Source organism: Paenibacillus sp. NPDC058177 (assembly GCF_042883835.1).
Lineage (GTDB): Bacteria > Bacillota > Bacilli > Paenibacillales > Paenibacillaceae > Paenibacillus_AQ > Paenibacillus_AQ agri.
On the sequence record NZ_JBHVVB010000001.1, the window covers coordinates 1,638,705 to 1,664,207 of the forward strand.

Here is a 25,503-nt window from a genome sequence, read left to right on the forward strand (position 1 = left end):
ATTATACCCACCACATATCAGCCAATGGTTCCTCAATCAGAACTTGACGAAGGTTGTCAACGGCTTTAGAGAAGCCTTCTTCTACTGACATCAGACCGTCTTCGTGTTCAATACTCACGACATAATCGTAACCTACAAGACGCAGCGCGCTGATGATATCCGCCCAAGTCTTCACATCATGACCGAATCCAACGGAACGGAATTGCCAAGCGCGGTCAAGCATATTGGTGTATGGCTGCATGTCGGTTAGTCCGTGCATATTCACGTTCACCGGATCAATGACAGTATCCTTAGCGTGGAAATGATGAATCGCCCCTTGACGTCCAAGAATGTGAATCGCTTGTACAGGGTCGATGCCCTGCCACCACATATGGCTTGGGTCCAGATTGGCTCCGATGACTTCGCCTGCCGCTTCTCTAAGACGAAGCAGTGTAGCCGGAGTATGTACGGAGAATCCGCCGTGCAGCTCCAGACCGATCTTCACATCATGCTGAGCAGCAAAAGCGCCCGTTTCTTTCCAGTAAGGGATTACTTTGTTCTCCCACTGCCAAGTCAGAATCTCCTGATAGTCGTTCGGCCATGGTGCTACCGGCCAGTTCGGATATTTTGCATCCTCATGGTCGCCAGGACAGCCGGAGAAGGTGTTAACCACTGGAACGCCCAGCTTTTGAGCCAGCTTCACAGAGTTCACGAAATCCTCGTGATCCTTACGAGCCAGTTCTTTTTGCGGGTGCAGCGGGTTGCCGTGACAGCTCAGAGCGCTGAACGTCAGTCCGCGTGACTCTACCGCGTGCTTAAATTCTTTTAAAGCTGTCTCGTTCTCAAGCAGCAGTGCCGGATCGCAGTGGCTTTTACCCGGGTTACCCCCGGTACCAATTTCCACAGCCTTTAATCCTTTGGATGCTACGTAATCCAATGCGTCTTCCAGCTTACGGCCGCCGAAAAGAACCATAAATACGCCAAGTTTCATGATATGCCACCTCTCTATTTGGGAGAAATTTTAGTTTAGTACCAAAGATTCATACGTATCAAAATCCGTCACCGCTTGCTTGCTCCGGCTGGATTCAAAAATCGCTTCAATCAGCTTCAACACACGCAGTGCTTCCGTATTCGTGACGATTGGCTCTGCAGTTCCTTCAATAACATCTGCAAAGTTATCGTAGAAGCCAGATGACATCTTGTATGGTGCCGGCAATGCTTCGGTTATGGTCGCACCCTCGGAAGGAGGTGCCATCGTCTTGGTCAGACCTACGCCTGCCTTAATAGGCTTAGGTTCAACTTTAACCGAATCATGGTTTCTGGTCACGACTTTTCCAGCCAATGACCAATCCTCGATGATGGCGGTTCCTTCAATTCCTTTAACATACCATCTTGGCAGCTGGATGAAGTTCGTCGTCCCCACTTCTACCGTTGCAGTTACGCCGTTCTCGAAATGCAGGTACGCTTCAAAGCCATCATCCACCTCGTCGCCGAGGATAAAGCTCAAGCGGCTGGATACACTACTGATTTTACTATCGATAAGATAGAGCAGCTGGTCCAGCAAATGCACACCCCAGTCCAGCAGCATTCCACCGCCGTGAGCTTCCAGATGACGCCAGTCGCCCGGAATACCGTTGGCTCCATGAACACGGGATTCGATCTGGAACAGCTCCCCAATTGTGCCCTTGGCATGCATTTCCTTAATAACCAGGAAGTCTTCATCCCAGCGTCTGTTCTGATTCACCATCAGTGTACGTCCGGTTTCCTTGGAAACCGCGATCATTTCCTCAAATTCCTGACTGTTCATCGCCACCGGCTTCTCACAGATGACATGCTTGCCTGCCCGCAATGCAGAGATAGCAATGTCTTTGTGTACGTCGTTAGGTGTAGCAATCAAGATCACCTCAACCGACGGATCGGCCAGTACTTGATCAAAGCTCGAATAAGAGGTATAGCCTGCTTCAACGGAGGCTTTGCGGCGATCTTCCAGCAGATCGAAAGTTCCCGTAACTTCCAGACGGCTATTGTCCTTGATCAATTTACTATGATAACTGCCCATGCCCCCGAAGCCAACAATAACCAGAGAATGTTTGTTTGCGCTCATCGTTTCCACCTGCTTTTATTTGAAGTAGTGTTACTTTTAATATTTATTAGTTATCGGATGTTCCGTCAAAATATACCGCACGGCCAGTACGGGCCGATTCATAAACAGCCTCCAGGATTTGCGTAACTACAAATGCCTGCTCTGGTTTCACCACTGGCTCTTTATCTTCTCTAATCGCTTCCAGCCACAGACGCGCTTCACGATCGGATGCATCCTCTTGGCCACCACTGTAAAAGGCAACGCCGCCAGAGGACAAGTCTACCTTGGTCTCGTACAGACGTCCGCCACGGTCACCATTGATACGCAATCCATTCGTCATATCCGCACCAGCTTCTGTACCGGCCAGCAAAGTCTTAGCCTCTCCGTACTCGGCAACATTCAGTGCCCAGCTGGACTCCAGCACAATGGTTGCACCATTCTCCATCGTAATGAAACCAAAGGCAGAGTCTTCAACCTTGAATTCTTCAGGGTCCCACTCGCCAAAAGCGTTCCCGGCATTCTTACGGTCACCCAGCTTATGGAAGGTAGAGCCAACTACGCTGCGTGGTTTGTAGTTATCCATCATCCATAGCGTAAGGTCAAGGGCATGGGTACCGATGTCAATAAGAGGTCCGCCACCTTGTTTCTCTTCATCAAGGAATACGCCCCATGTTGGAACCGCACGACGACGCAGCGCGATCGCTTTGGCGAAATAAATATCGCCCAGTTCACCGTTCTCACACATCGCCTTCAGATATTCGCTATCAGAGCGGTAACGATTCTGGTAAGCGATAGACAGCTTCTTGCCTGTACGTTTGGCTGCATCCAGCATTTCCTGCGCTTGGGCAGTAGTCTTGGCCATAGGCTTTTCACACATAACATGGTTGCCAGCTTCCAGGGCAGCTACCGTAATTTCGGAGTGGCTATCATTTGGTGTACAAACATGAACAACATCGAACCCGCCGTCCTTCAGCATTTCACGGAAATCTGTATAAACAGCAGCACCTTCAGCACCGTACTTGGTAGCAGCTTCCTGAGCACGTTCTTCAATAATATCGCAAAAAGCTACCATTTCAGCGTCAGCCTGACGCGACAAGCTTGGCATATGTTTACCGTTCGAGATGCCTCCGCACCCGATAATTGCAATTTTCAACTTGTTAGACATTTATATTTCCCCCTTGATTTGCGTATGCTTTTACCCAGTTCAAACTGTCAGTTACACTTTCAAACGCTGGACGGCTGCAGTAATCCTGTTCTACAACGGCCCATTCCACACCCGCTTGCTCTGCTGCTTTCAAGATCGCAGTCAGGTTCACTTCGCCTTCGCCCAGTACAACCGTTTCCGGTGAACCGTCTTCACGTTTCTTCACATCCTTGAGATGGATGATCGGCAGACGACCTGCATATTTGTTAATGTACTCTACCGGATCGTAGCCGGCAAAATGCACCCAACAAGTATCGAGTTCAGCCTGAAGCAGATCAGCCGGAACTTCATCAAATAGATAATCCCAAGCCGTACGGCCTCCCACTTGCTCGGTAAATTCAAAATCATGGTTATGATAAGAAAGAACAGCGCCGTGTTCTTTACATTGCTCACCGATCACCCGCAGGTTAGCCGCAACATCTTCCCACTTCCGGTCTTCTTCATTAAGGTACGGAACAATGAGGTTCGGATTACCGATATGCAGATTGAAAGCTACTTCCTCTTTAGCATCCTTAATCATGGCATCGTATGGGCGATGTGCCCCTAATGCAACCAGTCCGGTCTCATCCAGCAGTTGCTTCACTTGTTCAGCCGTACGTCCAAAGTAATTGTAAAACTCCACGCCACGGTAGCCCAGGGCTGCCACTTTACGAACGGTACCTTCGAAATCCTGCTCCAGTTCTTCTCTCAGCGTGTACAGCTGAAGACCAATCTTCAACATAGTCTAATCACTCCAATTGGGTTAGGGTTAACTTCTGCTGCAATCTTCATTCAGGATACCAAATTATGGAGAGCATCCGAATTAACGACATGAACAATAGGGTCATGTATAAAATGAGGACATTATTTCCATATTTTTGAACTAAAAATACGAAATGCCCTTTTTCAGGCTACAGCGCCCTAATTCAGCCTTCTGTGTTCAATTTCTTTCTCTTGAACCTAGCTACATGGTAATATGAGAGCGTTTATAATAAAATGAATAATATGATTTGAACATGAACAATTTGGTTATCATTTAAAAAACATTGGAGGACTAATGATACAAGCAGCTGACTGTCATGTACTATCCGCGGGATTTTCTTTTCACCGTAAACCGTTTCGTATGTCGTTAAGCCAGGGGATTCAGTATTACCTTATTCGTCTTCAGAGCGAAGGCCGGTGCCGTGCTTTGATCGATGGAGTAATCTCTCCGGTGGAGCCGGGCGATATTATGCTGTTCACGCCTACCGCTCCCTACAATCTCATCATCGACGAAGAGGAATTTTCTCCGGGCAAACCGCGTATCGAAAGTGGAGATTATCACATTTATTGCGGAGGGAGTTGGATTGAGGAATGGTGGTACAGCAGAAAACGTCCGGATAAGGTCAGTGTGCCGCTGAGCGACAACTTCCTGGGGTTATTCCGCCAGCTCGTGCTGGAGCAACGCCGCCAATCGGATTTTTCACCGGAAATTTCATCTTGCTATCTGCAAATCGTATGTATGGAAATTGATAGGCTGACAACCGAGCAGCCGGCCGTTAGCCCCAAGGGGTTTCTGGCGTACCGTATGAAGCAATATGTAGAAGAGCATGCCGCCTTGCCGTTCAAACTAGAAGATGTAGCCAGTCATGTCGATATCTCCGTCTCCAGGGCCGTCCACCTGTTCAAGGAAGCCTTCGGGACGAGTATTGTCAAATACCTGAACGACGTCAGACTGGAAATGGCGCGGGAGCGCATTACGTTCAGTCCAATGCCACTGGAGCATGTGGCGGAGACCTGTGGTTTTGCCAACTATACTTATTTTCACCGGATTTTCCGGAGCCGATTCGGCATGTCACCGAAAGAGTACCGGGCTCACAGCAGATCTCAGATTTAGATGCGGTGACGGCGTCTTGGCAGGTTCGTATGCGGATTTTACCCAACTATAAAGATCATGCTTTTCGTGATGTTTTTTAATGTTTTATAACGCCAAAAAAGTTGCTCTTGGATATTAAAACACCAAATGATCTTATGCATGTTACATGGTGTTGGCGAATGAACACGGCCTCGGTTGCCGACGCCGTTCTTGTTACCTTTGGGTGCACCACGATTAGTAACGTTACCTTTCGAATCATTGGTAACGTTACTCTTCAATGCGGCTGCCCATTTATCTTGGGACTTCCACTTACGGACCTGTGTTACTCCAACCCCAAATACAACCTTTACACTTCTGTGACTGCTGAGGCGGATATTTAAGTGGAGTTCGGACTCTGTTCTTCTTGTTCACTACAAACATCCTCCTCTCTCGAAAACATCCGTATCCATTGGCTTACTTCACGCTTAGACAATCAGTGTCCGGGCTGTAGTCTTAAGCGCCTTACAGAAATCGCCGATATTCTAGCACTTACTGTCATCCAGCAGATAAGTGAGCAGGGCTGTTCCTTCTTGAGGAGTCTATAGGTTTTGCCAAAGATGTTGGTACCTCTTCACAGGTTATTTCGAGATCTTTAAGCTCTGCTGCTATCTCCATGTGGATAACCCTTTCTGCATAATAAAAAAGCCGCCCAATAATGAGCGACCTTGGAGTATGTATATAGTTACCTTATGGGGAGCCGGACCAGATCGGTGGCGTCCGCTACGCATCCGCAGCCAATACGCTGCCCACAAAATTTCTAATATCCTCTTTCATTCACTTATTCAGAAAAATTTTATGAATAAAGAGCATTATTTAGTATTGAAATGTACACTACCAGATTCAATATTACTATTGTAAGAGACCATTTAAAACGATTACTACTCTTCTCTAACATAGTTGAGAGTACTACTGTTAATAACAGCAAAATTAACGGATAAATAATTAGGGACGTCAATTTCTCACTATCAGAGAGATCACCAGGATATGAGGAAGATGCATCCGCTCTACTCATTTGAACCCACAACGAAGTTAAATATGTGTATAAACCAAGCAAGCAGCCATCAGAAACAATAAAGATTATCTTCTTCATCAATTTATTGCCAATTACTCCATGCACGCTCCCTGTCACCACTTCCTACACCTGTATCGTACCATTCAATATCAACCCAATAAGCGTCATTAAATGCCGTCATATAATCATCTTTAGCATAAGAGCGTAAAGAATATCTCCGTCCTGCTGAATTATTGTTTATATCCATAATTGACGAATTATCAAAAGTGGAGTTAAACGTACTGTACGATGCTCTAGTAGAATAAATTATATCATTTATCAATCCAGCACCATACATTGATTGTTCAGTCAATGATAAACCGGGCATCGCGGCATAAGCTCTTTTTGCTGCTACAAGTGCCGCTTCATGAGTATCTGCTATACTTCTCGCGGAAGCAACCCAATTCTTTGTCCCATCAAAAAATTCCACGAAAAATGTCTCAATGCATCCGCTGGGTTATCCCAAACTGTACCACCCCATCCATTAGCTAAAGCGTATGCTTCTCCAGCCTTACGAGCTGGTGTTGCTGCATTTGCCCCCTCTAAAACATGTAAAGTAGAGAGACCTGAAAGATTTACGTTGTATACAAGTTCAATCCCTTTCGACAAATTGCTTTCATCATACCCCTTGGCTTGAATTAGAGTCCCATTATCACTAATTGAATCCATAATACCAAGCAACTTATTAAGATGTACCGACATCTGATCAATTTCCTCTGGCTTTAATTCAGAGTAATTCTTCAGTACTATATCACTATATAAAGCTTTATACTCTTCCATAGCTTTCAATGCATTTGAGTTTATAGCTTCACTTCTAAAGTCAAAATTAGAGTTCATAGCATGATTAGGAGAACTTTCTTGATAAACAGTATCAGTCACGTTATTAATATTTTCTTCTTTAGCTGATGCAATAATAGGAACACTGATAACATTAGCCACAATAAGAGTCACAGCAACAAGTTTTTTCAGATCTACAGCCCCTCTTCTTTTAATGTTTTTAAAATAACACATAATTACTTTTTTTAAGAATAGTTACTTATATCTACATTAATTTCACTATTGCGTAAATAGATGTAGCCATAATTGAACTTTAATAATTTATTAAATCTAAGTTGTTGGCTTTTTCCAGCTTATAATTCCGTCATATTGTGTAAGAAAACTCCTGATAACTGAATACAAAAAAAAGCTAGAGTAGGTCCGCCCCGGTTAATGCTGCATTACTGCAGCCGTGCGTGTCACTCTCGCCTGTTTTCCATATTACCAATATAGCGAGAAAAAATCCTCAAGCGGTCTTCATAATTCCCTGTTTTATATTCATCACGTCGGCTGTGACCCTGAATAAAACGAGCATTTATAACCTTCTTGACCTCTTTGTCCCGTATAAGGTTATACGCCCGGAAGATCAATACGGGGAATGCGGGGAATGGCGATGGCATACGAATAAATAATGTTTCCCTGATAAGCGCCACCTCCAAGGTGCTGGGAGATTTTTTCGTTCCGAAACCATCCCAAAAGAATTAGCGGCTGTGTTAGTTCAGACTATGAAAGCAATTTCAACCAGAGCATCAAAACACACTTTGGAAAGATACTAAATGACCTATAATTGCAAGGAATGTGATTTTTCCGTGATCTTTTTATGTGATCAAACACTTAAAACCCTTGTAGAACACTGGTTCTATAAGGGTTCTTAAATTTCATGCATATATACCCAACAAAAAAGGAGCGCCATCATGGAAGATCCGCTCCTTGTGTTTTATTTTGTTCAATTGCTGACGTTTGGTCGGGGTCACCCGTTCGTGCTGTGAAATGGCGCTGTAATCTTCATTGGTTCTGCGTTGGTTGACATTGGTCCAGATTCCCGAGCGCTCTGCTTTCAATAATGCTTTTTTTGTTTTTGTGCGTGCCATGCGGCGCCACTCTCCTGTTCAATATAATCATGTGATTTCCTGTACTCCTTAAGTTTAACACACTGTTAGGGAATACACAGCAGGCTAGCCGATTACAAATATGGTAATAAATAGTTTAAAAAGTTGTATACTTAACCCCACCGGACTCAAGCTTCCGGATGGACAGCAGATTGCACAGCAGAACCACCGGATCATCAACAAATTTCTGTACGGTGTAGGTGATGACCACAGCATCTCCGGACTCAAGCGAGCTAATCTTCGCCTCCAGACCTTGCTTGAACTGCAAAGCTATCGGCTCGCCGTATACCGAAACTTCAACCGTATGACCGTCTGCCTGCCCTTCATAGATGGCATGTACAGTCTTTTTAATCAAAGGCGTCCGCTCACGCGCAGCGCTCTTCTCCTGGCTGTTTACTAATGCGCTACCCTGAACCGGATGAGCATAGACGGATTGACCTAACAAGGTCACAAGCAGGGTAAACAGTATCAACGGGATTGCCACAATATGTTTTGAACTGCGCTTGCTTCCGGCAAACTTCTTAATATTCTTTGGATTCATAGCTGCACCTCTTCTGTATGGCGTATTGTAAGCTTGGATGAACAGGAATTTCAGTGCACTGTATCTTTCATATAACCGTAATAGCTATTTTTCAAACGAAGGGACAGCTTTCTCGTGACTGCGGCTTAGTATATTATAGTATTTAGAATTGGATTTTATACCAAATTGAGGAGAGAATTACTATAAAAAATACAGACCCTCCTAGAATCATAACTCTATGCGGTTCCACCAAATTCAAACGTCAATTTGAAGAAGCAAATGCAGCGCTTACCTTGAAAGGCTATATTGTGCTTAGTGTTGGATTTTTCGAGCAAAGTGAAGGAATCACGCTTACAGACGAACAAATAAAGCTATTCGAAAATCTTCATTTTCAAAAAATAGACATGTCTTACGGTATTCTTGTTATAAATCATGGGGGTTATATTGGTTTAAGCACGCAGAAAGAAATAGAATACGCCATACGGCAGGGCAAGAACGTTGAGTATTGGGAGCCTTTGTCGTAGGCGGCCATAAGTGCCAGCAGGATTTCCGGTATACTTAGAACAAATGGCAAGCAGCAATTAATCCATAGAATCGGAGGAACAAAGATGAAATACGAGGTTGTGCATGAAGGTGCATTCGCTATGCTGAAGGTGGATCTGGACCCGGGTGAAAGTGTCAAGGCAGAGATGGGCGCGATGGTGGCGATGTCACCGAACGTGGAGCTGCGGGGGACCGTGGATGGCGGCCTTATGAAAGGGCTGGGGCGAATGCTGAGCGGAGAAAAGTTCTTCTTTCAGGAGCTGACGGCCACACGGGGACACAGTGAAGTGCTGCTCTCGCCAAGGTCTATCGGGAATGTGCAGGCCTTTGAACTGGATGGCTCATACCGGCTGCTCGTGCAAAAGGATGGATTCCTGGCCGGGACACAAGGTATTCAAGTCAGCACCAAGATGCAAAATCTGACCCGGGGCCTCTTTTCCGGTGAAGGCTTTTTTATCGTTGAAATCAGCGGCAGGGGCACCGTCTTCCTCTCTTCCTTCGGCGCCATTCATCCCATCCATCTGGGACCTGGCGAAGAAATAATCATAGACAACGGACACCTCGTGGCCTGGCCGGATTATATGGATTACAAAATTGAAAAAGCCGCGTCCGGCTGGCTGAACAGCATCACCAGCGGGGAGGCCTTCGTCTGCCGCTTCCGCGGAGAAGGCGTGATTTTCGTACAGAGCCGGAATCCCGGCAGCTTTGGAAACTGGATCAAATCTTTTGTACCTACCCGGGGTTAATGTTCTGAATATAAAGCAACACAAAAAGCTGTCATGAAATCATGGCAGCTTTTTCTTAAACCAGCAGGGTGTCTAGATGATACGTAACCAGCCGCATCATCTCCTCCGGGGTCAATTCTTCCGGATGAAGAATATGGTGGACTACTAAGCCATCTACCATAGCATGGAGTCGTTTGCTCTCCAGCTCCAAGTCTACTCCCTTCTTCAGCAGGTTATGCTCGGAGAGATAATGAACCAGTCCCCGAAAACACTCATATAACTCGTTGTGTACCTTCAGTTTCAGTTCCCGGGCAGATGCCGCTACAGACCCGCCTACAAAAGCAAGCCAGACCTCTGCTTCCGCACGCCGCTCCTCATCCAGTGGCAACAGTTCACCAATCAACAGCTCTGCGTTACACCGGGGATCACCTGAAAAAGTCATACTCCGAATACGCTCGCCTGCCCGCTCCGACACCAGCCTCATGGAAAAGGCCAACAGCTCGTCCTGGGTGACAAAATAATGCCGCAACGACCCCAGCGACATTCCAGATTCTTTGGCAACATTCCGCACAGACACGGCTTCTAGACCTTCCCGGCGTATAATCCGCCAGGCAGCTTCTGCAAGCAGCCTCCGACGTTCATCATGATTCACTATTTTGGGCATGACCCGATTATAACACAGTTGTATTAAATAACAAAAACATGGTAAACTCTACTCACAATTTAGTACATTTGTATTATAAAAGGAGGAGTAGGGATTGATCACTGCTTTTATCATCGGCAGCGAGATCGCATTTTGGGTATTTGTGCTGGCCGGTTTAGTCTTTCGTTATGTGTTAAAGCAGAAAAAAATAGGTGCTGCGCTCCTTATTTGTACTCCCATCGTGGATCTGGCGTTGATCCTGGCTACGATTCTTGACCTGCGGTCCGGGTCCACTGCCACCTTCGCACATAGTCTCGCCGCTGTATATATCGGGACTTCCATCGCCTTCGGGCATTCAATGATCGCCTGGGCGGACAGCCGATTCGCCCACCGCTTTGCGGGCGGTCCAAAGCCCATATCAAAACCAAAACACGGAGCCGCGCATGCCCTCAATGAACGCAAAGGCTGGTTCAAGCACCTGCTCGCTTTCGTAATTGGCTGTGCAGCCCTATATCTCATGATCCTCTTCGTAGGTGATCCAGCCCGAACCGAAAGTCTGTCAGACACAATCCGCTTTTGGGCGATGGTGCTGATCATAGATTTTGCCATCAGCTTCAGCTATACACTCTGGCCAAAGCAAGCCAAAGGCAACGTGGATAAGAACTTCTAATGGATAGACTAAACAAAAAAGAGGAGCGTGCCGTGGAGTTTTATAACTTTAATATAGAATCGGGTAAAAAGATCACGAAGTTCGATTCTGACTTTGTAATGTCTCGTATTATTGGGACAGACTTTAAGAAATAGACCAATGAACCCCTATAACCGGAGTCATTGGTCTAAAAATAAAATCAGCCTAACCTATTTTACAGACGAACCATCCTACGCAGCAGCGCTTGACCGAAGCCGGTTGCAGCCGCGTGCCCATGTTCCCCCCTGGAGTAACATGAGGATTCTCTGGCTCTGTACCGGTCTGCTCCCGCCTTGCGAATACGGAAATAAGAGCATTTTTGTACCTTAATTTGGCCGAGAGTAGGGTAAGAAGGAAATTAAGGACATTTTTGTATGTTAATTCTTCCAGTAGAGCTTCTTTTGGGGTGAAATCAGGAAAATAAGGTACAATTCTGCACTTAATTTGCTTTCTCAACGTAAACCGATGAATTTAAGGTACAAAAATGTCGTTATTTTCAATATTGACCAGGGTCAACATCCCCGTCCAGTCTGCTTTTAAAGATCAACTCCCCGGTTCACTCTGTATCCCAGCGCAACCTATTTTACCGGCGCACCTTCCTAGTCATTCAATCCCTTACCATCAAGAATGTGCTGCATATATTTTTCAACCCGAGCCGTTCGGGTCTTCGCTTGTTTGGCATCAGAGAAATACAGAATGTATGCTCTTTGCCGTCCAGGCGTCAATGCTTCAAAAGCATCCTTTAAGCCAGGGATTTCATCGAATTTATTTTGCAACTCTTCAGGAATAGTGTATTCCGTGTTCTTTTTCAACTCCACTTCCAGACCAGACTTTTCAACTTCAATGGCTTCATTGATATAGGCTTTCAAGATCGCTTCCAGTTCAACTATTTCTTGAATATTGGTGAACCGAATCTGGCGCGCCGCTTGTACATTCTCTGTTTGTTGGATTAGAATGCCATTAGCATCCTTTAACAAAGCTCCTTTATGAAAGAGCAGTGCACAGTAATCTTTGAATCCATGTATTAAAACTATGTTTTTATTCTCATGCGTATAACATGGATGCATCCACTTATATTCTTCGGTCAATCCGCAGTCAAGAACGATATTTCTCAGCTTCTCATATTCTTCTTTCCACTTCTTAGCCTTACCTAAAAATTCATCTACCTTAGGATTCGTACTACTAGTTGTCATCAAGTAACACCCTTTATCATCATAATATTGTGTTTACAAAATAAGAATTTAAACCAAATCGCTGCTTGTCTCCAAAATCCATTTGCCTAGTTTGTCCCTTCAAGTATATTTTAATTATAGTTATTTTCTTCACTCTATCTACCTTGTATGACGGATAAAATATAGTTGAACATCTCCAGAACACCTTAAAACAACTAAACAGGAGTGACAGCTAAATGAATCTTCATATTCACAGTGAAACGAATAGAGAGCACCAGTCTTATATTGAGAATAAAATGTTCGAATTCAATATGTTACATTTTCCCGATGACTTAAAAGGCAGATATCAAGTGGTCAGTCTATTCCTGAAGGATGAAGATGATCAAATCTATGGGGGACTGGTTGGGGAAATCTGCTGGAATTGGCTGGAGATCGAATATCTTTTTGTTAACGAGGAGCTTAGAAAATCGGGTTATGGCAAGACACTAATGTTAGAAGCCGAAAGAATCGCCAAAGAGAATAACTGCGAGTTCCTAAAAGTAGATACCTTGAGCTTTCAAGCCTTAGATTTTTACAAAAAACTAGGATTTGAAGTGTTCGGCACCCTTGAAAATGCAGGCAGACACACCCATTATTATCTCAAAAAGGACATTTAGGTCTATTCTTTTATCCACATAAAAAAGCGGGGTCGCCCCCGCTCCTGACTTATCAAGCCAGTTGTTGTCTGGATTCACCCAGGCTGGACTGGCTTTAAGTTTGTCTTAAACTGCCTTCTTTTCTTTGTCCCGCTTGCAGCCCGTATGCTTGCAGGTACCATACGTACCCTTGAAATCCAGACGATGATCGGTAACGGTGAATCCGTATTCACGCTCCAGCCTCTTCTCCAGATCCAAGAGCCAATCGTCCTTGATCTCTTCGAGCCTTCCGCAGACATGACAGATCATATGATGGTGCATATGGGCATGCGTGTCATCACGCAGATCGTAACGGGCCACGCCGTCACCGAAGTTCATTTTCTCAACGATATGCAGCTCCGACAACAGTTCCAGCGTACGATATACCGTTGCCAGCCCCAAATGCGGATAGCTGTTCTTGACCAGCATGTACACTTCCTCCACACTGAGATGTTCCTTCTCGTTATCCAGCAAGACCTGAACTATGGCTTCGCGTTGACGCGTTAATTTATACTTGTGTGCTGCAAACTGCTGGCTAATATTTTCAATTGGATTCATAAGTCTCCCGCCTTTCCGAAACGAATCAGCACCTGTACTTTCTCACGACGATACTGTTCCAAACAATCAACCCTTAAATAGTAATCGTTACGATATGAGCATAACAAATTTACCATCACTTGAAAAGAGTCTAAATCTATTATAACACCCTTGTCCAGTGTTCCAAAACGTCATCCAGTTCAAAAATAATTTTCCGCATATGGAGCAAGCGCCCAATCAGATATAAGCCCAGCCCCCATACTTTATATAGACGGGTGTAATCTATATGAAGGAGGATGGTGAAGATGTCGCAATTGGTACGAAAGAAATCCCGGCCTCATGTCACCGCTTTTGTTTTGCGCAAAACTGCCAGAGCCATGCTGCCGTTCTATACAAAAATCGCCAAGGACGAAAAGTTCGCCCGCCAGTGGTCAAAAGCGGTGGTTACAGCGAATCTCAACCTTATGGGCGAGCTCTTGGCAAGAATTCCTTCACTGGTCGGAAATCAGAATTATGGAACGAATGCCATCGGCTACTTTATTTCTTTTCCCTTCACGCCGCCTGTCGGCTACTATACGAATGGAACTACGATCCCACCGGGTCTGGTCCAATTTACTTTTAATACTAAAGCCCACCGTTACATTGCCCGTGCCTTACTGCCATTCTATCGAAAGCTGGCCACGAGCTGCCGTTATGCCAAGGCTTTGGCTTACGCAATCCGCCGTAAAGATCAGAGAACGGTGAAGTGTTTGGTTCGAAAGTTCGTGACAAGTGCTGCCCTGAGCTCTGTAATCATCGAAGACAGCGGTATAGCCCTCTTATTCAAGACGCCATTTAGTAAGTATCCTTACCGCAATCTGCTTTTTCGTGAATCCTATTAGATGATCTGCAACCTTTCCAATCATTGCCTCGTCAAAGGGAACAAGCAATGGCCAAGCGGCCAATCCAATGACAAGGTGGAATGAACATGAATTTGAAAAAAAGCGCATTTGCTGCGATGGCTACAGTAACTCTTCTCTCCTTCTCCCTCGGGAGTCAAGTTTTTGCCGCAGAGACTAGCTTCAAGGATCTAGATTCCGTAGCTGGCAAAGAAAAGATTATTTCCCTTAAAGATCAGGGCCTGATCAAGGGAATTACAGAGACCTCCTTCCTGCCTGCTTCGAAAGTGACGGTAGCCCAAGGCGTACAATTCATTGCTGGAGGACTTCAGCTCAGCCTGGCCGCGATTGATTTCAATATTGCCCCTACAGCCAGCGGCCTGTTCACCAACGTGAAGGACAATGCCTGGTACGCAGAAGCATTCATTAATGCGCACTACAATCGGGTGGACATACCGAAAGATGTGAAGCCTTCCCAAATTTTGACCAGAGAGCAATTCACCAGCATGCTGGTTCAGGGTGTGGAAGCCATCGGCAATCTGCCAATGATCAATATCAAGCCTGCCGACATCGCGGATGACAGCCAGCTTGACCCTTCCTACCAAGGTGCCGTTCAACGCTCGCTTGTCTACAAGATCAACACACTGGACAGCAACGGTAAGTTCAATCCAAAAGCTGAAATCACCCGTGCCGAAGCCGCCATCATGGTCTACAACGCAGTCGACTTCCTGAAGTCCCGCGAAGCCGCTGCTGCTGAATAATCAGCTCAATATTCGCAGTATTTCCCTTTCTATAATGAAAAAGAACCTCTATTTTCGCGGTATATGCGAAGCTAGAGGTTCTTCGTTATTTGTCTACTTGATAAGGATATGGCCAATGACCACAAATAAAGCTAATAATAAAAATACAATATTAATCCCCACGCCTTTTTCTTTTCTTCTTGCATGTAATAATGCTGCTAAAATCAGAATAATGGCTGTGCCAATGGCTGCAAGAAGGGTTAAGACTGGTAAAATCCCTAGTGCTCCAGGTAAAATTAAACCGATTCCGCCTAATATTTCAGCCACTCCAACAAATATTAAAAAGCTTCTTGAAGCCTCTCTAGCCCAGACCATCATTTCCATTGCCTTGTTCTCTTGAAACAATTTCAGGCCACCAGCCCAAAAAAAGACAAGTGCTAATAAAATCTGGACAATCCATAATGCGATAGTCATTTTGAGCTTCTCCTCCCTCGATCCTTTAGCCGTGCATCATCTCGGTATGCGGCGCTTCCTCCGCCTTTTTGCTGCCTCTGCGGAGCAGAAGACCCAGTACTGCGCCACCAATGGCGACGAACATCATAATATGGAAGGTGTCGTCAAAGCCTTTTACGAGTAGATTCTGTGTTGCCAGCTTCACCGCTTCCGGCGAAGTTGCTGAAGAACTGACTCCCGCGGCAGCTGCCGCCTCCTTCATTTCAAGTGCATGCGTTGCTGTTCTGGAGGTCAGAATCGTCACAAGTGTCGAGATCGCCAGGGAATTGATCACCTGCTGCATGGAATTGGTCAACGAAGTCACCCGGTTCACCAGATGGCGTGGCGCTTTATTAAGGAGATGCGTATTCATCGGCATGATCATCAGCCCCATACCTGCACCACACATCAGCAGCGGCAAGATTACATCCCGTGATGTTATGGTCAAATCCACGTGGGAGTACTGATACAGCGCGCCGGAGATCAAACCGAGACCGCCAACGATGAGCCAACGTACTCCGATTTTATCGAACAACATCCCGGCAATCGGCATCACCAATCCTGAAGCAATGGCCTGTGGTAGCATCGTCAAGCCGGTATCAAAAGCACCGAAACCACGGGCCTGCTGCAAGAATTGCGGCATCAGGAACAACGCGCCGTACAGCCCGAACTGCCCGATCCACTGGACGATGATGCCTAAACTGAAGTCTATGGAACCCATCACACGCAGTTCTAATAGCGGTGTTTGTGCTCTTAATTCCACGATAACAAACAGGATCAGGGCAACGGCACCAAGACCCAGACCGAATAGCGTTTTGCTGGACGTCCAGCTCTCAGCTCCCTGGCTAACTCCGTAAGTTAATGCGGCAAAAGCCAGCGGCCCAAGAATCATACCCAACTTATCCATCCCCGGGACCTGAGTTCGCTCCACTTTGGGTAACTTTCGCATGCCGATCAACAAGCAGATGATGCCAATCGGTATATTGATTAGAAAAATCCAACGCCAGGAATGGAATTCAACAAGCCAGCCAGACAGTACAGGGCCAATTGCCGGGGCAAACAGAACAGGAATGCCCATAAGACCCATCACAACGCCAACCTTGCCAGGTGGGCTAAGTCGGTAAACGTACGCCATGGCTATCGGAATTACGCTACCTCCCCCAAGTCCCTGAATGACCCGAAAGGTAATCAGCCACTCCGCACTATTGGGCAGCGCGCACAGAATGGACCCTATAGTAAACAAAACAACAGCACTTAAGAACACTCTCTTAGCCCCGAAGCGGTCGGAAAGCCAGCCAGACAGCGGGATGACTGAAGCCTGCGCCAGCATATAGCCGGTAACTACCCATTGCAGTGTAGTCAGATTTGTATCGAAGTCCTTCAAAAGTGTGGGTAATGCAACGTTCATAGCCGTGGAGTCTAGCGCTACCATGAATACCCCGGCAATAATCGCAATCAAAGGGATCAGGATCCCAGATATGCGAAATTCACGATCCGGTTGTACCGTATGTTCCATTCTCTCTTCCTCCTCTATCGCCATCTCAGGAATCATTGACCTTTGAAATGGAACTAAATTATAATTAGTGAACGGACAATTGTCCGTATTGGCATTAATTAGTCTACGGACAATTGTCCGCATTGTCAATTCCCTACTTTTATTTTTCAAGAAATATACGCTGCAACCAAAAGGAGCCCCGTATGAAAAAAACAGAGAAAGCTTCGCTTGCCCCAATAGACCCTGCAAACCTACAAACAATTGATCCTTATCATGAACGCATATTGAATGCAGCCCGAGAGCTTTTCAAAGCGTCAGGCCTGGAAAATGTCAGCATGTACAGCATTGCCAAGCAGGCCGGCATCGGCCAAGGCTCCCTTTACCGCCGTTTTACTGACAAAGGTGAGATTTGCTCGGCCCTTCTGCGGGACAGCACGGGTCGTTTCTTGACCGAACTGGAGCGGGAAGCACAGAGCTCTGACGCAGACGTTCCGGCACTTCAGCGTCTTCAGAACAGCATCGAGCAGGTGGTCGATTTCATTGATCAGCATGCGGAGCTACTGCACCTGATCAAATCTGAGTTTGTGGGCAAGAAGCAGCTCACCCAATTCGAGCACCCTTTTTTCCGGCGGGTAAATGTTATTTTCACAGAATTGCTATCGCAAGCTGCCGAGAATGGTGAAATCGTAGATATTAACCCGCATTTTACCGTGACTGCGCTCCTGTCCGTGCTGAGCCCCGATCTTTATCTCTATCAGCAGAAGGCACACCAATCTACCAAAGAGGATATTACTCAGGGGATACTCACCTTGTTCATTGACGGGCTTGTCAGAAAAAAAAGGTGATCTATGAAGTGAAATTAAGATTCAAACTGGGGATCAGGCGTTATTCTAGTGAAATTAAGGCTTAGTTTAGGTCGCAACTCTCCTATTCTCTGCACCATACTTCTTAACAAAGAAAAATGGATCTGCCTCCTCAACTAACAGCATTTTTGTACCTTATTTTTCTTGAATAAAGGTAAATTAGGGACATAAGAGCATTTTTGTACCTTATTTTTAAAAAAAGCACACTTAACGGCGTATTGTGGAAGAATTAACATACAAAATTGCCCTTAATTACCGCAGACCCTATAGCTGAGGAAGATTTAGGGTACAAAAATGCCGTTAATTGCACATCGGTAATAATTTCTGAGCTTTGTGTGTTACTTTAATGCGTTCTATGTAAGCAGCTTTTTTAATCTCCTGAAGTTCTGCGAAGCCGCAACTGCTGAATCAGAAGCGCTAATGCTGAAAAAACCTCCGGTTCCGCGCATGTGCGCGAAGCTGGAGGTTTATTACAGTATCACCGGGTATTCATCTTAAAACATCAAGAATATTGCTTATACAAGCATCTTTTTTTGTCGACGTACGATCATTATTTCCAGTTTGCTCAGCTTTTCTAGGGTTATTAGTCCTTCTTGCTGCTCTAATTATTTCTTATGTATAAGTTTACCTCTCTTGCTATTTGATTAAATGTTCTGTAGTCTTCTGAAAAACTATAGATCGGCCATGATAAATCAAAGTTTCCAACGACTACTGTCATCGCTTCAACAAAATAGATATTATAAAAGCATTCTTCTCGAGCTATCTGTTTTATAATATCCATCAATTCATCACTTTCTTCTATTTTGAAAATGTTCTCATGGCTATCCCGTCCTCCAATAATTGGACATTTCTTAACAAATATCCGGCCTGGGATGCTTTGTACACATCGCCGAAAGTAATTTTCAAATTTATTTTCATTCCTGCTAATAAGCTCCGAGCTTAATATCGATGCTGCTTCCTCTTCAGATAGGCGCTTAGCGTGTACATCTAATAATCCTATATATCTAAAAATAGAACCAGAATTTTTGTACTCTTCAACATCCAATCTTCCGAATAAATCAAGGATATTTAACTTTTCCGCTTCAGATGCTCTTTGCACTTTATTACTCCTTTTGAAGGTCAAACACCTCTTATTCCCTCTAAACATTTGTTACATTTATTACTGTTTTTGTTCTCTTATAGTACGTTATTTCAATATCTTTATCCTTCTCAAGTTCTCTCATTTGTTTGCTAGTTATATTAAACTTTTTTACCCTACCATTTGATATTTTTAAAACAACTTTATTACCATTTACAGTGGTCAATCGACCTTTTAATATCATAAAGTCCTGCTTCGCTAAATCTAAGATTATCACAACCGCAAGAAACACAAACATTGGTATGGGTAGTGACACTAAAGTTAACACCCAAGCTGGGCTCTCTTGCACAATATTTAGCAACAACTGTATCGATGAAGTTATGATAAACACTATCGAGATAAACAAAAATACTTTTAAAGTTGACTTCGCAGTCCTTTCTTTCATCTTGACGCTCCTTTCATTACAGCGTTGTTATCAGACACGACTAACAGTTTAAAGAGAGCCGGAAATATCTTCGTCTTCTGATCCTTCACCTAGTGGTAATGATGCTTTAAGTAATTCGTCTTGGTTGTCCATTTGTCGCAAAAATCCATTCACAGTATCAACATCTATCCTTTGCACTATTATCATGTGTCCTATATGAATCCCTGGTAATTCTGGTGCTGCTAGTCTAGCAAAATGCTGCTTTAATTTATCAGGTGTCGTAATGATGCACCAACGTTTTACCCGATCATTAAATGTTAATGTAATTTCAATGAACTCCAATGTTTCAACATCATCATCGAATTTCCAGTCAGTCAATATAAGCACTTCTTCGTCATTAAAATAAAAGTAATACTTATTGATCCAAACTCTCCTACCGTGGTCTCCGACGATTCTGATCATTTCTTCTTTTTCATCTAATATTTTATATTTCTTCCCCTTAGTCAGCGCATGTTCATAATTCCCGATACTGCTACAGATTGCTTTGTCTAGTTCCAATGAGATCACCCTAGTTAAATGAATTTAATATGCCCTGCTATTTACAATACTATAAAATATGGTATATTTATAACCGAATTATGAAACTTGATAGCGATAAAAGTATTTTTTCACTAGGGGAGCCTGAATTGGCTGAGACGAAAGCGGTAAGCTTCGGACCCTTGGAACCTGATCTGGATCATACCAGCGGAGGGAAGTGGAACTGAAATTCGGGTATTGCATGGCACTTCTTTTTGCAAACTTAAATTTTAGGCCCCTTTATTTCCGCCGGGAGATGAAGGGGTCTTTTTATCGTGCTAAGGAGGTTACGCGGATTACGGAAATCATCTCTGTACACAATTTATCCTACGCCTATGCCAAATCCGCAGATGCACCGGTACTGTCAGATATATCCTTAGCGGTTCACCAAGGTGAGTTCGTTTCTGTTGTTGGAACCAGCGGATGCGGAAAAAGCACGCTTTTCAAAATTATTGCCGGATTGCTTGAGCCAAGCAGCGGGGATCTGCGTCTTCACGGTGTTTCGGCGACCGCCAAGCGGTTGGGTCAGGTCGCTTATATGCCTCAGCAGGATCTGCTGCTACCCTGGAGGACGGTTCTGGAGAATTGCCTGCTTCCTTGGGAAATCAAGCGGAGCCGTAGCAAAGCCGAGGTTACTAGTCAGGTAATTGAATTGCTGGAGCGTTTAGGTCTGGCCGGTATTGAAAACTCGTTCCCCGATGAACTATCAGGCGGAATGCGGCAGCGGGTAGCTTTTCTCCGAACGCTCATTACGGGGGGCGACCTGTTGCTGCTAGACGAACCTTTTGGGGCACTCGATCACATGACCAAACGGGAAATGCATAGCTGGTTGCTGGAGATTTTGGATGAGCTGGACAAGACAATTCTCTTCATTACGCATGATCTGGAGGAGGCTGTGCTGCTTAGTGACCGCATCTATCTCTTACCTGGACGCGCTGGAGGAAGTGTAGAGGAAATACTCGTGGATCTCCCTAGGCCCCGGCATAGCAAAATGAATTATGAACCGCGGTTTATAGAGCTGCGGGCTGAACTGGAGCGCAAATTGTATGATAACCCGGCTGTTTAGAAAAAACTTGCAGAATTACGGACCTTTCCTTGTTCTGCTGCTGTTTATTCTCGGTCTATGGGAGATGCTGGCGCGGATAGGAGTCCTTCCACCTTTCATTCTCCCAGGTCCTCTGTCGATAGGGGCCGCTCTGGTTGAGAACAGGAAAATATTGTTCGGGCTGCATTTACCCGCTACGTTGCAAGAAGTACTGCTTGGCTACGTCTTGTCAGTTACCTGCGGCACCTTGCTGGGACTTGGCATGCACACGTGGCGTCCGCTGGAAAAGGCACTCTATCCCTTCATTATCATCAGCCAGACTATTCCGCTCATCGCGCTTTCTCCTGTCTTTATTATGTGGTTCGGATACACGCTATGGAGTAAGGTGGCTGTCGTATTCCTGACCGCTTTTTTCCCAGTGGTGGTTGGCGCTTATGATGGGTTACAGCAGAAGAATCACGCTTATGAGGACCTGCTCCGCACCATGGGCGCCAGCACCCGCCAAATCCTGCTCAAGACACGGATTCCGCTGGCTCTGCCCTCTTACTTCTCCGGCCTCAAGCTGTCGATGGTCTACTGCGTGATCGGGGCAACGATTGGCGAATGGCTAGGCGGCAGCAAGGGACTTGGATATTTTAGCCGCAGGATGGCAGGGAATTTGCAAAGCAAAGAAATGTTTGCCGCAGTGGTCCTGCTGTCCGCGATGGGCGTTGGCTTATTTCTGATTATCGCTATGATCGAAAAGATTATTTTCAAGAAAAGAGGATTTCACAAATGATTACAAGACATCACAGACTCAAAAAAATTGTTCCGCTGCTATTGCTTGCAATGACAGTGTTGCTTGCGAGTGGTTGCGGCGAAGCAGCAAAGTCTGGAAGCTCAGGAAGCCAAACCGGAGAAGCGTCCGGCAAGCCGCATAAGCTTACGCTGATGCTGGACTGGTATCCGAATGCAGTTCATTCCTTCCTTTACGCCGCTCAGGAGAACGGGTATTTTGCCGAAGAGGGGCTTGATGTGGAGATTCAAATGCCTGCTGACAGCAATGATGCGCTAAAACTCGTAGCTGCGGGCAAGATTGATCTCGCGCTGAGTTACCAGCCACAGGTGCTGATGGCGCGCGGGGAACGGATTCCCGTCCTCTCCATCGCGGCAATTGTAAGACATCCCTTGAATCATCTGATGGTTCCAGCCGATTCCGCTGTGAAGACACCTGCTGATCTGAACGGCAAAACCGTAGGCTATTCCTCTATCCCGCTCTATGAAGCTATGGTGAAGACGATGGTCCGTAGCAGCGGTGGTGATCCAGAATCCTTAAAGCTCGTGGATATTGGCTTCAACCTCGTTCCGGCCCTCTCCACAGGGCAGACCGATGCTATCATTGGAGGTTTTATCAATCATGAGCAGCTGATTCTGGAAAAAGAGGGGCATCCAGTGACCTCCCTTAACCCAACGGATTATGGAGTTCCGGATTATTATGAGCTTGTACTGGTAGCCAGCCAACAAGGAATGCAGAATTCTCAGGCTTATTTCAAAAAATTCCTGACCGCTGCCGCCAAAGGTCAAAAGTTCGTCAAGGAACATCCGGAGGAAGCCCTCTCCCTTCTATTCAAACATGAAGATCAGACCTCCCCGCTCGACAAAGATATCGAGAAAAAAAGTCTGGAAGTTCTGCTTCCATTAATGGATTCGGGGAAAGAGGCGTTTGGTTATCAGGACCCGGCTTCGTGGAACAAGGTTCAACAATGGCTAAAGGAAAACGGTCTGCTGACAGCTGAAACAGCGCCGGAAGAAGCATTTATCAATCTGTAAGGCCAGATGAACAATAGGTAGATTATTTAGTACCGCGTTACAAATCCAATATTCCCGGGAGGCAATCCAATGACTTATTTGTCCAAGGTAAGGGAGCAGAATCCGCTGATTCACAATATCACTAATATTGTCGTAACCAATTTCACGGCCAATGGACTGTTGGCTCTCGGCGCATCCCCGTTCATGGCGGACTCCCAAGAAGAAGTTGCCGATGTGGCCCAAATGGCCGCCTCTGTTGTACTGAATATCGGCACGCTGAACGAACAGGTTATCAGGTCGATGATTCTGGCAGGACAGTCCGCTAATGTCCATGGTACGCCTGTAGTGCTTGACCCGGTCGGCGCCGGGGCTACGTCTTACCGGACGGAGATCGTCCAGAAGCTAGTCGGTGCAATCTCCCTGACGGCGCTGCGCGGCAATGTCGCCGAGGTGGCTAATGTCGCCGGGGAGCAGTGGGCCATTAAGGGCGTGGATGCTGGCGCAGGTGACGGTGATGCAGTAGGGCTGGCACAAAAAGCTGCGCGCAAGCTGGGTTGCATCGTGATCGTCACCGGCAAAGAGGACATTATTACCGATGGCGTAACGACTTACATTGCTGCCAACGGTCACCCCATCCTAACCAAAGTCACCGGGACCGGATGCCTGCTTAGTGCCGTAACCGGAGCTTTCCTGGCTGTCGGCGCAGATTCACCGCTGGAGGCTGTAGCCGAAGCGATTTCTTTCTATGGCGTAGCCGCGGAAATCGCCGAGGAGCGGACGCGTGGACAGGGTCCGGGCAGCTTTCAAATCGAGTTCCTGAACCAGCTTTCACTGGTTACACCAGACATTTATCAAAAGAGATCGCTGATTAAAAAAGTATAATTCTGTAACTAAAGCTTCAAATACATCAAGCAACGTTTTTGCGGAAGGAGAATTTATATGAGCGTCTATCAAGCTCTGACGATAGCCGGTTCAGACAGCGGTGGCGGTGCAGGGATTCAAGCCGATCTGAAAACCTTTCAGGAGCTGGGCGTATACGGAATGTCCGCACTGACGGCAATAACCGCTCAGAACACACTCGGTGTGCAAGGCGTGTATCCCCTTGAACTGGAGGCAGTAACAAGACAACTGGATTCCATTGGAGAGGATTTGCAGCCAGGAGCCGTTAAGACCGGTATGCTGTTCAGCAGCGAAATCATCGGTATTGTCGCCGACAAGGTGGAAAAGTATGGATGGAACCGACTTGTCGTTGATCCGGTGATGGTCGCCAAAGGCGGCTCGCCTTTGCTTCAGCAGGAAGCAGTTGCCGCCCTGATCACAAGGTTGCTGCCCTTGGCGTTCGTAACGACGCCCAACATCCCGGAAGCAGAGCTGATCACGGGCCACAGTATCACCAGCTTGCAGGATCGCGAGCAAGCCGCAAGTATTATTGCTGGCATGGGCTCACGCTATGTGATTCTAAAGGGCGGGCATGACGAGTCGACAGAGCAAGTAATTGATCTGCTCTACGATGGACATTCGTTCTTTTATATGGAAAATAAACGCGTGAACACCCCTCATACGCATGGAACGGGCTGCACGTACTCTGCAGCATTAGCTGCGGAGCTCGCCAAAGGACAGTCTGTGCAGGAAGCGATTCATACGGCCAGAGCCTTTATTCAGGCGGCTATTGAAGATGAGTTGGCCATTGGCGCGGGACATGGGCCGACGAACCATTTTGCCTATCAGAACAGAATGCGGGGTGATCGGAGATGAGTGTTGTGGACAGTCACAAGCTGCGAGAGCAGTTGAGCTTATACTTTATTATGGGTACCGCTAATTGCCGTAAGTCACCAGAAGAGACGCTGAAGGCAGCGATCAAGGGTGGCGCTACGATGTTTCAGTTCCGGGAAAAGGGTCCATCCGCCCTCCACGGGCAAGCCCTTTTCGAGTTGGCAGGATCGCTCCAGACTTTGTGCCGGGTCGAGGGCGTTCCTTTTATCATCAATGACGATATTGAACTGGCTATTCAGCTCGATGCTGACGGGGTACATATCGGCCAGGAGGATGAGCCGGCGGCATCGATCCGGCAGCGTCTCGGGTCTGGCAAAATCATCGGCGTCTCCGCTCACAATCTAGCGGAAGTGCAGCAAGCTATCTCCGATGGTGCAGACTATCTTGGCATTGGCCCGGTCTACCCTACCCCTTCCAAAGATGACGCACGGGCTGTTCAAGGCACCAGACTCATCACGGAGATCAGGGAGAAGGGCATAGACATCCCGCTTGTAGGTATTGGCGGGATTACGGCAGCCAATACCGCACCGGTCATTGCTGCCGGCGCGGACGGCATTTCGGTGATCTCCGCTATTGCCGGAGCCGCAGACGCTACTGCTGCGGCGATAGAGTTTGTACAGGCTATAGAACGTGCGCATACAAGGCCGTAACTGTGTATTGACTAAGGGTAGAGTCAACACACACTAAACCTAATAAAAAAGGTGGTGTCCGCTAATCTGCGAGACACCACCTTT

At 46.2% G+C, this 25,503-nt stretch carries 29 protein-coding genes and 1 riboswitch; of the genes, 13 read left to right on the forward strand and 16 right to left on the reverse strand.

Annotated features, from left to right (window positions below; translation table 11 throughout):
* Position 1: 1 nt before the first annotated feature.
* From ACFVU8_RS07790 to ACFVU8_RS07805, 4 genes are read right to left on the reverse strand one after another with little or no spacing between them, the layout of a single operon-like run.
* Entirely contained in the window at positions 2–970 is a 969-nt protein-coding gene (locus ACFVU8_RS07790; protein ID WP_387426661.1) for a sugar phosphate isomerase/epimerase family protein, read from the reverse strand.
* A 30-nt stretch (positions 971–1,000) separates the two neighbouring features.
* A complete protein-coding gene (locus ACFVU8_RS07795; RefSeq protein ID WP_387426663.1) occupies positions 1,001–2,083 on the reverse strand; it encodes a Gfo/Idh/MocA family protein in 1,083 nt (360 codons plus the stop codon).
* Between the two features lie 46 nt (positions 2,084–2,129).
* Positions 2,130–3,227, reverse strand: a complete 1,098-nt coding sequence (locus tag ACFVU8_RS07800; RefSeq protein ID WP_066370357.1) for a Gfo/Idh/MocA family protein — start codon at positions 3,225–3,227, stop codon at positions 2,130–2,132.
* Positions 3,220–3,987 carry a sugar phosphate isomerase/epimerase family protein gene (locus ACFVU8_RS07805; RefSeq protein ID WP_066370361.1) on the reverse strand — a complete coding sequence of 256 codons (768 nt, stop codon included), beginning with the start codon at positions 3,985–3,987 and terminating at the stop codon, positions 3,220–3,222. Before ACFVU8_RS07805 ends, ACFVU8_RS07800 begins: the two co-directional genes overlap by 8 nt.
* 315 nt (positions 3,988–4,302) lie before the next feature.
* Here ACFVU8_RS07805 and ACFVU8_RS07810 point away from each other — a divergent pair, with 315 nt between their 5' ends.
* Entirely contained in the window at positions 4,303–5,121 is an 819-nt protein-coding gene (locus ACFVU8_RS07810; protein WP_066370369.1) for a helix-turn-helix domain-containing protein, read from the forward strand.
* A 1,112-nt stretch (positions 5,122–6,233) separates the two neighbouring features.
* Here the strand turns inward: ACFVU8_RS07810 and ACFVU8_RS07815 are convergent.
* The 4 genes from ACFVU8_RS07815 to ACFVU8_RS07830 form a co-directional block, all read right to left on the reverse strand.
* A complete protein-coding gene (locus ACFVU8_RS07815; protein WP_387426665.1) occupies positions 6,234–6,620 on the reverse strand; it encodes a hypothetical protein in 387 nt (128 codons plus the stop codon).
* Positions 6,569–7,201 (reverse strand): hypothetical protein, encoded by a 633-nt coding sequence (locus tag ACFVU8_RS07820; RefSeq protein ID WP_387426666.1) that lies wholly within the window; start codon positions 7,199–7,201, stop codon positions 6,569–6,571. The genes ACFVU8_RS07815 and ACFVU8_RS07820 overlap by 52 nt, the downstream gene beginning before the upstream one ends.
* A gap of 683 nt (positions 7,202–7,884) precedes the next feature.
* Complete coding sequence (locus tag ACFVU8_RS07825) at positions 7,885–8,097, reverse strand: hypothetical protein (RefSeq protein ID WP_379466153.1); 213 nt, start codon at positions 8,095–8,097, stop codon at positions 7,885–7,887.
* 115 nt (positions 8,098–8,212) lie between these two features.
* Positions 8,213–8,656: a hypothetical protein gene (locus tag ACFVU8_RS07830; RefSeq protein WP_387426667.1), complete on the reverse strand. Its 444-nt coding sequence runs from the start codon at positions 8,654–8,656 to the stop codon at positions 8,213–8,215.
* A 587-nt stretch (positions 8,657–9,243) separates the two neighbouring features.
* Between ACFVU8_RS07830 and ACFVU8_RS07835 the strand changes: the two genes are divergently transcribed.
* Positions 9,244–9,924 (forward strand): TIGR00266 family protein, encoded by a 681-nt coding sequence (locus ACFVU8_RS07835; protein ID WP_387426668.1) that lies wholly within the window; start codon positions 9,244–9,246, stop codon positions 9,922–9,924.
* 55 nt (positions 9,925–9,979) lie between these two features.
* Here the strand turns inward: ACFVU8_RS07835 and ACFVU8_RS07840 are convergent, their stop codons facing one another.
* A complete protein-coding gene (locus ACFVU8_RS07840; protein ID WP_379466156.1) occupies positions 9,980–10,567 on the reverse strand; it encodes a TetR/AcrR family transcriptional regulator in 588 nt (195 codons plus the stop codon).
* 94 nt (positions 10,568–10,661) lie between these two features.
* Here ACFVU8_RS07840 and ACFVU8_RS07845 point away from each other — a divergent pair, with 94 nt between their 5' ends.
* Positions 10,662–11,216 carry a hypothetical protein gene (locus ACFVU8_RS07845; RefSeq protein ID WP_387426670.1) on the forward strand — a complete coding sequence of 185 codons (555 nt, stop codon included), beginning with the start codon at positions 10,662–10,664 and terminating at the stop codon, positions 11,214–11,216.
* 617 nt (positions 11,217–11,833) lie between these two features.
* Here ACFVU8_RS07845 and ACFVU8_RS07850 read toward each other — a convergent pair.
* Positions 11,834–12,427 (reverse strand): YdeI/OmpD-associated family protein, encoded by a 594-nt coding sequence (locus tag ACFVU8_RS07850; RefSeq protein ID WP_387426672.1) that lies wholly within the window; start codon positions 12,425–12,427, stop codon positions 11,834–11,836.
* A gap of 215 nt (positions 12,428–12,642) precedes the next feature.
* On the opposite strand from ACFVU8_RS07850, the gene ACFVU8_RS07855 reads away from it, so the two are divergent.
* A complete protein-coding gene (locus tag ACFVU8_RS07855) occupies positions 12,643–13,062 on the forward strand; it encodes a GNAT family N-acetyltransferase (RefSeq protein ID WP_387426673.1) in 420 nt (139 codons plus the stop codon).
* A 105-nt stretch (positions 13,063–13,167) separates the two neighbouring features.
* On the opposite strand, the gene ACFVU8_RS07860 is transcribed toward ACFVU8_RS07855, so the two are convergent.
* Positions 13,168–13,638, reverse strand: coding sequence for a Fur family transcriptional regulator (locus ACFVU8_RS07860; protein ID WP_175374628.1), 471 nt, complete (start codon positions 13,636–13,638; stop codon positions 13,168–13,170).
* 284 nt (positions 13,639–13,922) lie between these two features.
* Between ACFVU8_RS07860 and ACFVU8_RS07865 the strand changes: the two genes are divergently transcribed.
* Positions 13,923–14,498, forward strand: a complete 576-nt coding sequence (locus tag ACFVU8_RS07865) for a hypothetical protein (protein ID WP_387426675.1) — start codon at positions 13,923–13,925, stop codon at positions 14,496–14,498.
* An 86-nt stretch (positions 14,499–14,584) separates the two neighbouring features.
* Complete coding sequence (locus tag ACFVU8_RS07870) at positions 14,585–15,256, forward strand: S-layer homology domain-containing protein (RefSeq protein ID WP_379466161.1); 672 nt, start codon at positions 14,585–14,587, stop codon at positions 15,254–15,256.
* A 93-nt stretch (positions 15,257–15,349) separates the two neighbouring features.
* On the opposite strand, the gene ACFVU8_RS07875 is transcribed toward ACFVU8_RS07870, so the two are convergent.
* Positions 15,350–15,709 (reverse strand): DoxX family protein, encoded by a 360-nt coding sequence (locus ACFVU8_RS07875; RefSeq protein WP_387426676.1) that lies wholly within the window; start codon positions 15,707–15,709, stop codon positions 15,350–15,352.
* A 25-nt stretch (positions 15,710–15,734) separates the two neighbouring features.
* Positions 15,735–17,243 carry a DHA2 family efflux MFS transporter permease subunit gene (locus tag ACFVU8_RS07880; protein ID WP_387426677.1) on the reverse strand — a complete coding sequence of 503 codons (1,509 nt, stop codon included), beginning with the start codon at positions 17,241–17,243 and terminating at the stop codon, positions 15,735–15,737.
* Positions 17,244–17,425: 182 nt separating this feature from the next.
* Here ACFVU8_RS07880 and ACFVU8_RS07885 point away from each other — a divergent pair, with 182 nt between their 5' ends.
* Entirely contained in the window at positions 17,426–18,067 is a 642-nt protein-coding gene (locus ACFVU8_RS07885; protein ID WP_387426678.1) for a TetR/AcrR family transcriptional regulator, read from the forward strand.
* 619 nt (positions 18,068–18,686) lie between these two features.
* Here ACFVU8_RS07885 and ACFVU8_RS07890 read toward each other — a convergent pair.
* The 3 genes from ACFVU8_RS07890 to ACFVU8_RS07900 are packed head-to-tail and all read right to left on the reverse strand — an operon-like array spanning position 18,687 to position 20,145.
* On the reverse strand, positions 18,687–19,184 hold the full coding sequence (locus ACFVU8_RS07890; protein WP_387426679.1) for a hypothetical protein: 498 nt from the start codon (positions 19,182–19,184) through the stop codon (positions 18,687–18,689).
* 40 nt (positions 19,185–19,224) lie between these two features.
* Entirely contained in the window at positions 19,225–19,608 is a 384-nt protein-coding gene (locus ACFVU8_RS07895) for a hypothetical protein (protein WP_387426680.1), read from the reverse strand.
* Between the two features lie 48 nt (positions 19,609–19,656).
* Entirely contained in the window at positions 19,657–20,145 is a 489-nt protein-coding gene (locus ACFVU8_RS07900; RefSeq protein WP_387426682.1) for a hypothetical protein, read from the reverse strand.
* A 105-nt stretch (positions 20,146–20,250) separates the two neighbouring features.
* Positions 20,251–20,357: riboswitch (TPP riboswitch) on the forward strand.
* 62 nt (positions 20,358–20,419) lie between these two features.
* On the opposite strand from ACFVU8_RS07900, the gene ACFVU8_RS07905 reads away from it, so the two are divergent.
* From ACFVU8_RS07905 to thiE, 6 genes are all read left to right on the forward strand, one after another.
* Complete coding sequence (locus ACFVU8_RS07905) at positions 20,420–21,229, forward strand: ABC transporter ATP-binding protein (protein ID WP_387426684.1); 810 nt, start codon at positions 20,420–20,422, stop codon at positions 21,227–21,229.
* Positions 21,210–21,986, forward strand: a complete 777-nt coding sequence (locus ACFVU8_RS07910) for an ABC transporter permease (protein WP_387426686.1) — start codon at positions 21,210–21,212, stop codon at positions 21,984–21,986. Before ACFVU8_RS07905 ends, ACFVU8_RS07910 begins: the two co-directional genes overlap by 20 nt.
* The gene (locus tag ACFVU8_RS07915; RefSeq protein ID WP_387426688.1) at positions 21,983–23,017 is read left to right on the forward strand and encodes an ABC transporter substrate-binding protein; all 1,035 of its coding nucleotides are present in this window, start codon (positions 21,983–21,985) and stop codon (positions 23,015–23,017) included. The genes ACFVU8_RS07910 and ACFVU8_RS07915 overlap by 4 nt, the downstream gene beginning before the upstream one ends.
* 69 nt (positions 23,018–23,086) lie before the next feature.
* Positions 23,087–23,878: a hydroxyethylthiazole kinase gene (gene thiM, locus ACFVU8_RS07920; RefSeq protein WP_387426690.1), complete on the forward strand. Its 792-nt coding sequence runs from the start codon at positions 23,087–23,089 to the stop codon at positions 23,876–23,878.
* 57 nt (positions 23,879–23,935) lie between these two features.
* Positions 23,936–24,751 (forward strand): bifunctional hydroxymethylpyrimidine kinase/phosphomethylpyrimidine kinase, encoded by an 816-nt coding sequence (gene thiD, locus ACFVU8_RS07925; RefSeq protein ID WP_387426692.1) that lies wholly within the window; start codon positions 23,936–23,938, stop codon positions 24,749–24,751.
* Positions 24,748–25,419: a thiamine phosphate synthase gene (gene thiE, locus ACFVU8_RS07930; protein ID WP_379466173.1), complete on the forward strand. Its 672-nt coding sequence runs from the start codon at positions 24,748–24,750 to the stop codon at positions 25,417–25,419. The genes thiD and thiE overlap by 4 nt, the downstream gene beginning before the upstream one ends.
* Positions 25,420–25,503: the final 84 nt, after the last annotated feature.

Coding starts and splice junctions, on each gene's coding strand:
- ACFVU8_RS07790 (WP_387426661.1), bottom strand. CDS start 970: ATGAAACTTGGCGTATTTATGGTTCTTTTCGGCGGCCGTAAGCTGGAA.
- ACFVU8_RS07795 (WP_387426663.1), bottom strand. CDS start 2,083: ATGAGCGCAAACAAACATTCTCTGGTTATTGTTGGCTTCGGGGGCATG.
- ACFVU8_RS07800 (WP_066370357.1), bottom strand. CDS start 3,227: ATGTCTAACAAGTTGAAAATTGCAATTATCGGGTGCGGAGGCATCTCG.
- ACFVU8_RS07805 (WP_066370361.1), bottom strand. CDS start 3,987: ATGTTGAAGATTGGTCTTCAGCTGTACACGCTGAGAGAAGAACTGGAG.
- ACFVU8_RS07810 (WP_066370369.1), top strand. CDS start 4,303: ATGATACAAGCAGCTGACTGTCATGTACTATCCGCGGGATTTTCTTTT.
- ACFVU8_RS07820 (WP_387426666.1), bottom strand. CDS start 7,201: ATGTGTTATTTTAAAAACATTAAAAGAAGAGGGGCTGTAGATCTGAAA.
- ACFVU8_RS07825 (WP_379466153.1), bottom strand. CDS start 8,097: ATGGCACGCACAAAAACAAAAAAAGCATTATTGAAAGCAGAGCGCTCG.
- ACFVU8_RS07830 (WP_387426667.1), bottom strand. CDS start 8,656: ATGAATCCAAAGAATATTAAGAAGTTTGCCGGAAGCAAGCGCAGTTCA.
- ACFVU8_RS07835 (WP_387426668.1), top strand. CDS start 9,244: ATGAAATACGAGGTTGTGCATGAAGGTGCATTCGCTATGCTGAAGGTG.
- ACFVU8_RS07840 (WP_379466156.1), bottom strand. CDS start 10,567: ATGCCCAAAATAGTGAATCATGATGAACGTCGGAGGCTGCTTGCAGAA.
- ACFVU8_RS07850 (WP_387426672.1), bottom strand. CDS start 12,427: ATGACAACTAGTAGTACGAATCCTAAGGTAGATGAATTTTTAGGTAAG.
- ACFVU8_RS07855 (WP_387426673.1), top strand. CDS start 12,643: ATGAATCTTCATATTCACAGTGAAACGAATAGAGAGCACCAGTCTTAT.
- ACFVU8_RS07860 (WP_175374628.1), bottom strand. CDS start 13,638: ATGAATCCAATTGAAAATATTAGCCAGCAGTTTGCAGCACACAAGTAT.
- ACFVU8_RS07865 (WP_387426675.1), top strand. CDS start 13,923: ATGTCGCAATTGGTACGAAAGAAATCCCGGCCTCATGTCACCGCTTTT.
- ACFVU8_RS07870 (WP_379466161.1), top strand. CDS start 14,585: ATGAATTTGAAAAAAAGCGCATTTGCTGCGATGGCTACAGTAACTCTT.
- ACFVU8_RS07875 (WP_387426676.1), bottom strand. CDS start 15,709: ATGACTATCGCATTATGGATTGTCCAGATTTTATTAGCACTTGTCTTT.
- ACFVU8_RS07880 (WP_387426677.1), bottom strand. CDS start 17,243: ATGGAACATACGGTACAACCGGATCGTGAATTTCGCATATCTGGGATC.
- ACFVU8_RS07885 (WP_387426678.1), top strand. CDS start 17,426: ATGAAAAAAACAGAGAAAGCTTCGCTTGCCCCAATAGACCCTGCAAAC.
- ACFVU8_RS07895 (WP_387426680.1), bottom strand. CDS start 19,608: ATGAAAGAAAGGACTGCGAAGTCAACTTTAAAAGTATTTTTGTTTATC.
- ACFVU8_RS07905 (WP_387426684.1), top strand. CDS start 20,420: ATGAAGGGGTCTTTTTATCGTGCTAAGGAGGTTACGCGGATTACGGAA.
- ACFVU8_RS07910 (WP_387426686.1), top strand. CDS start 21,210: ATGATAACCCGGCTGTTTAGAAAAAACTTGCAGAATTACGGACCTTTC.
- ACFVU8_RS07915 (WP_387426688.1), top strand. CDS start 21,983: ATGATTACAAGACATCACAGACTCAAAAAAATTGTTCCGCTGCTATTG.
- thiM (WP_387426690.1), top strand. CDS start 23,087: ATGACTTATTTGTCCAAGGTAAGGGAGCAGAATCCGCTGATTCACAAT.
- thiD (WP_387426692.1), top strand. CDS start 23,936: ATGAGCGTCTATCAAGCTCTGACGATAGCCGGTTCAGACAGCGGTGGC.
- thiE (WP_379466173.1), top strand. CDS start 24,748: ATGAGTGTTGTGGACAGTCACAAGCTGCGAGAGCAGTTGAGCTTATAC.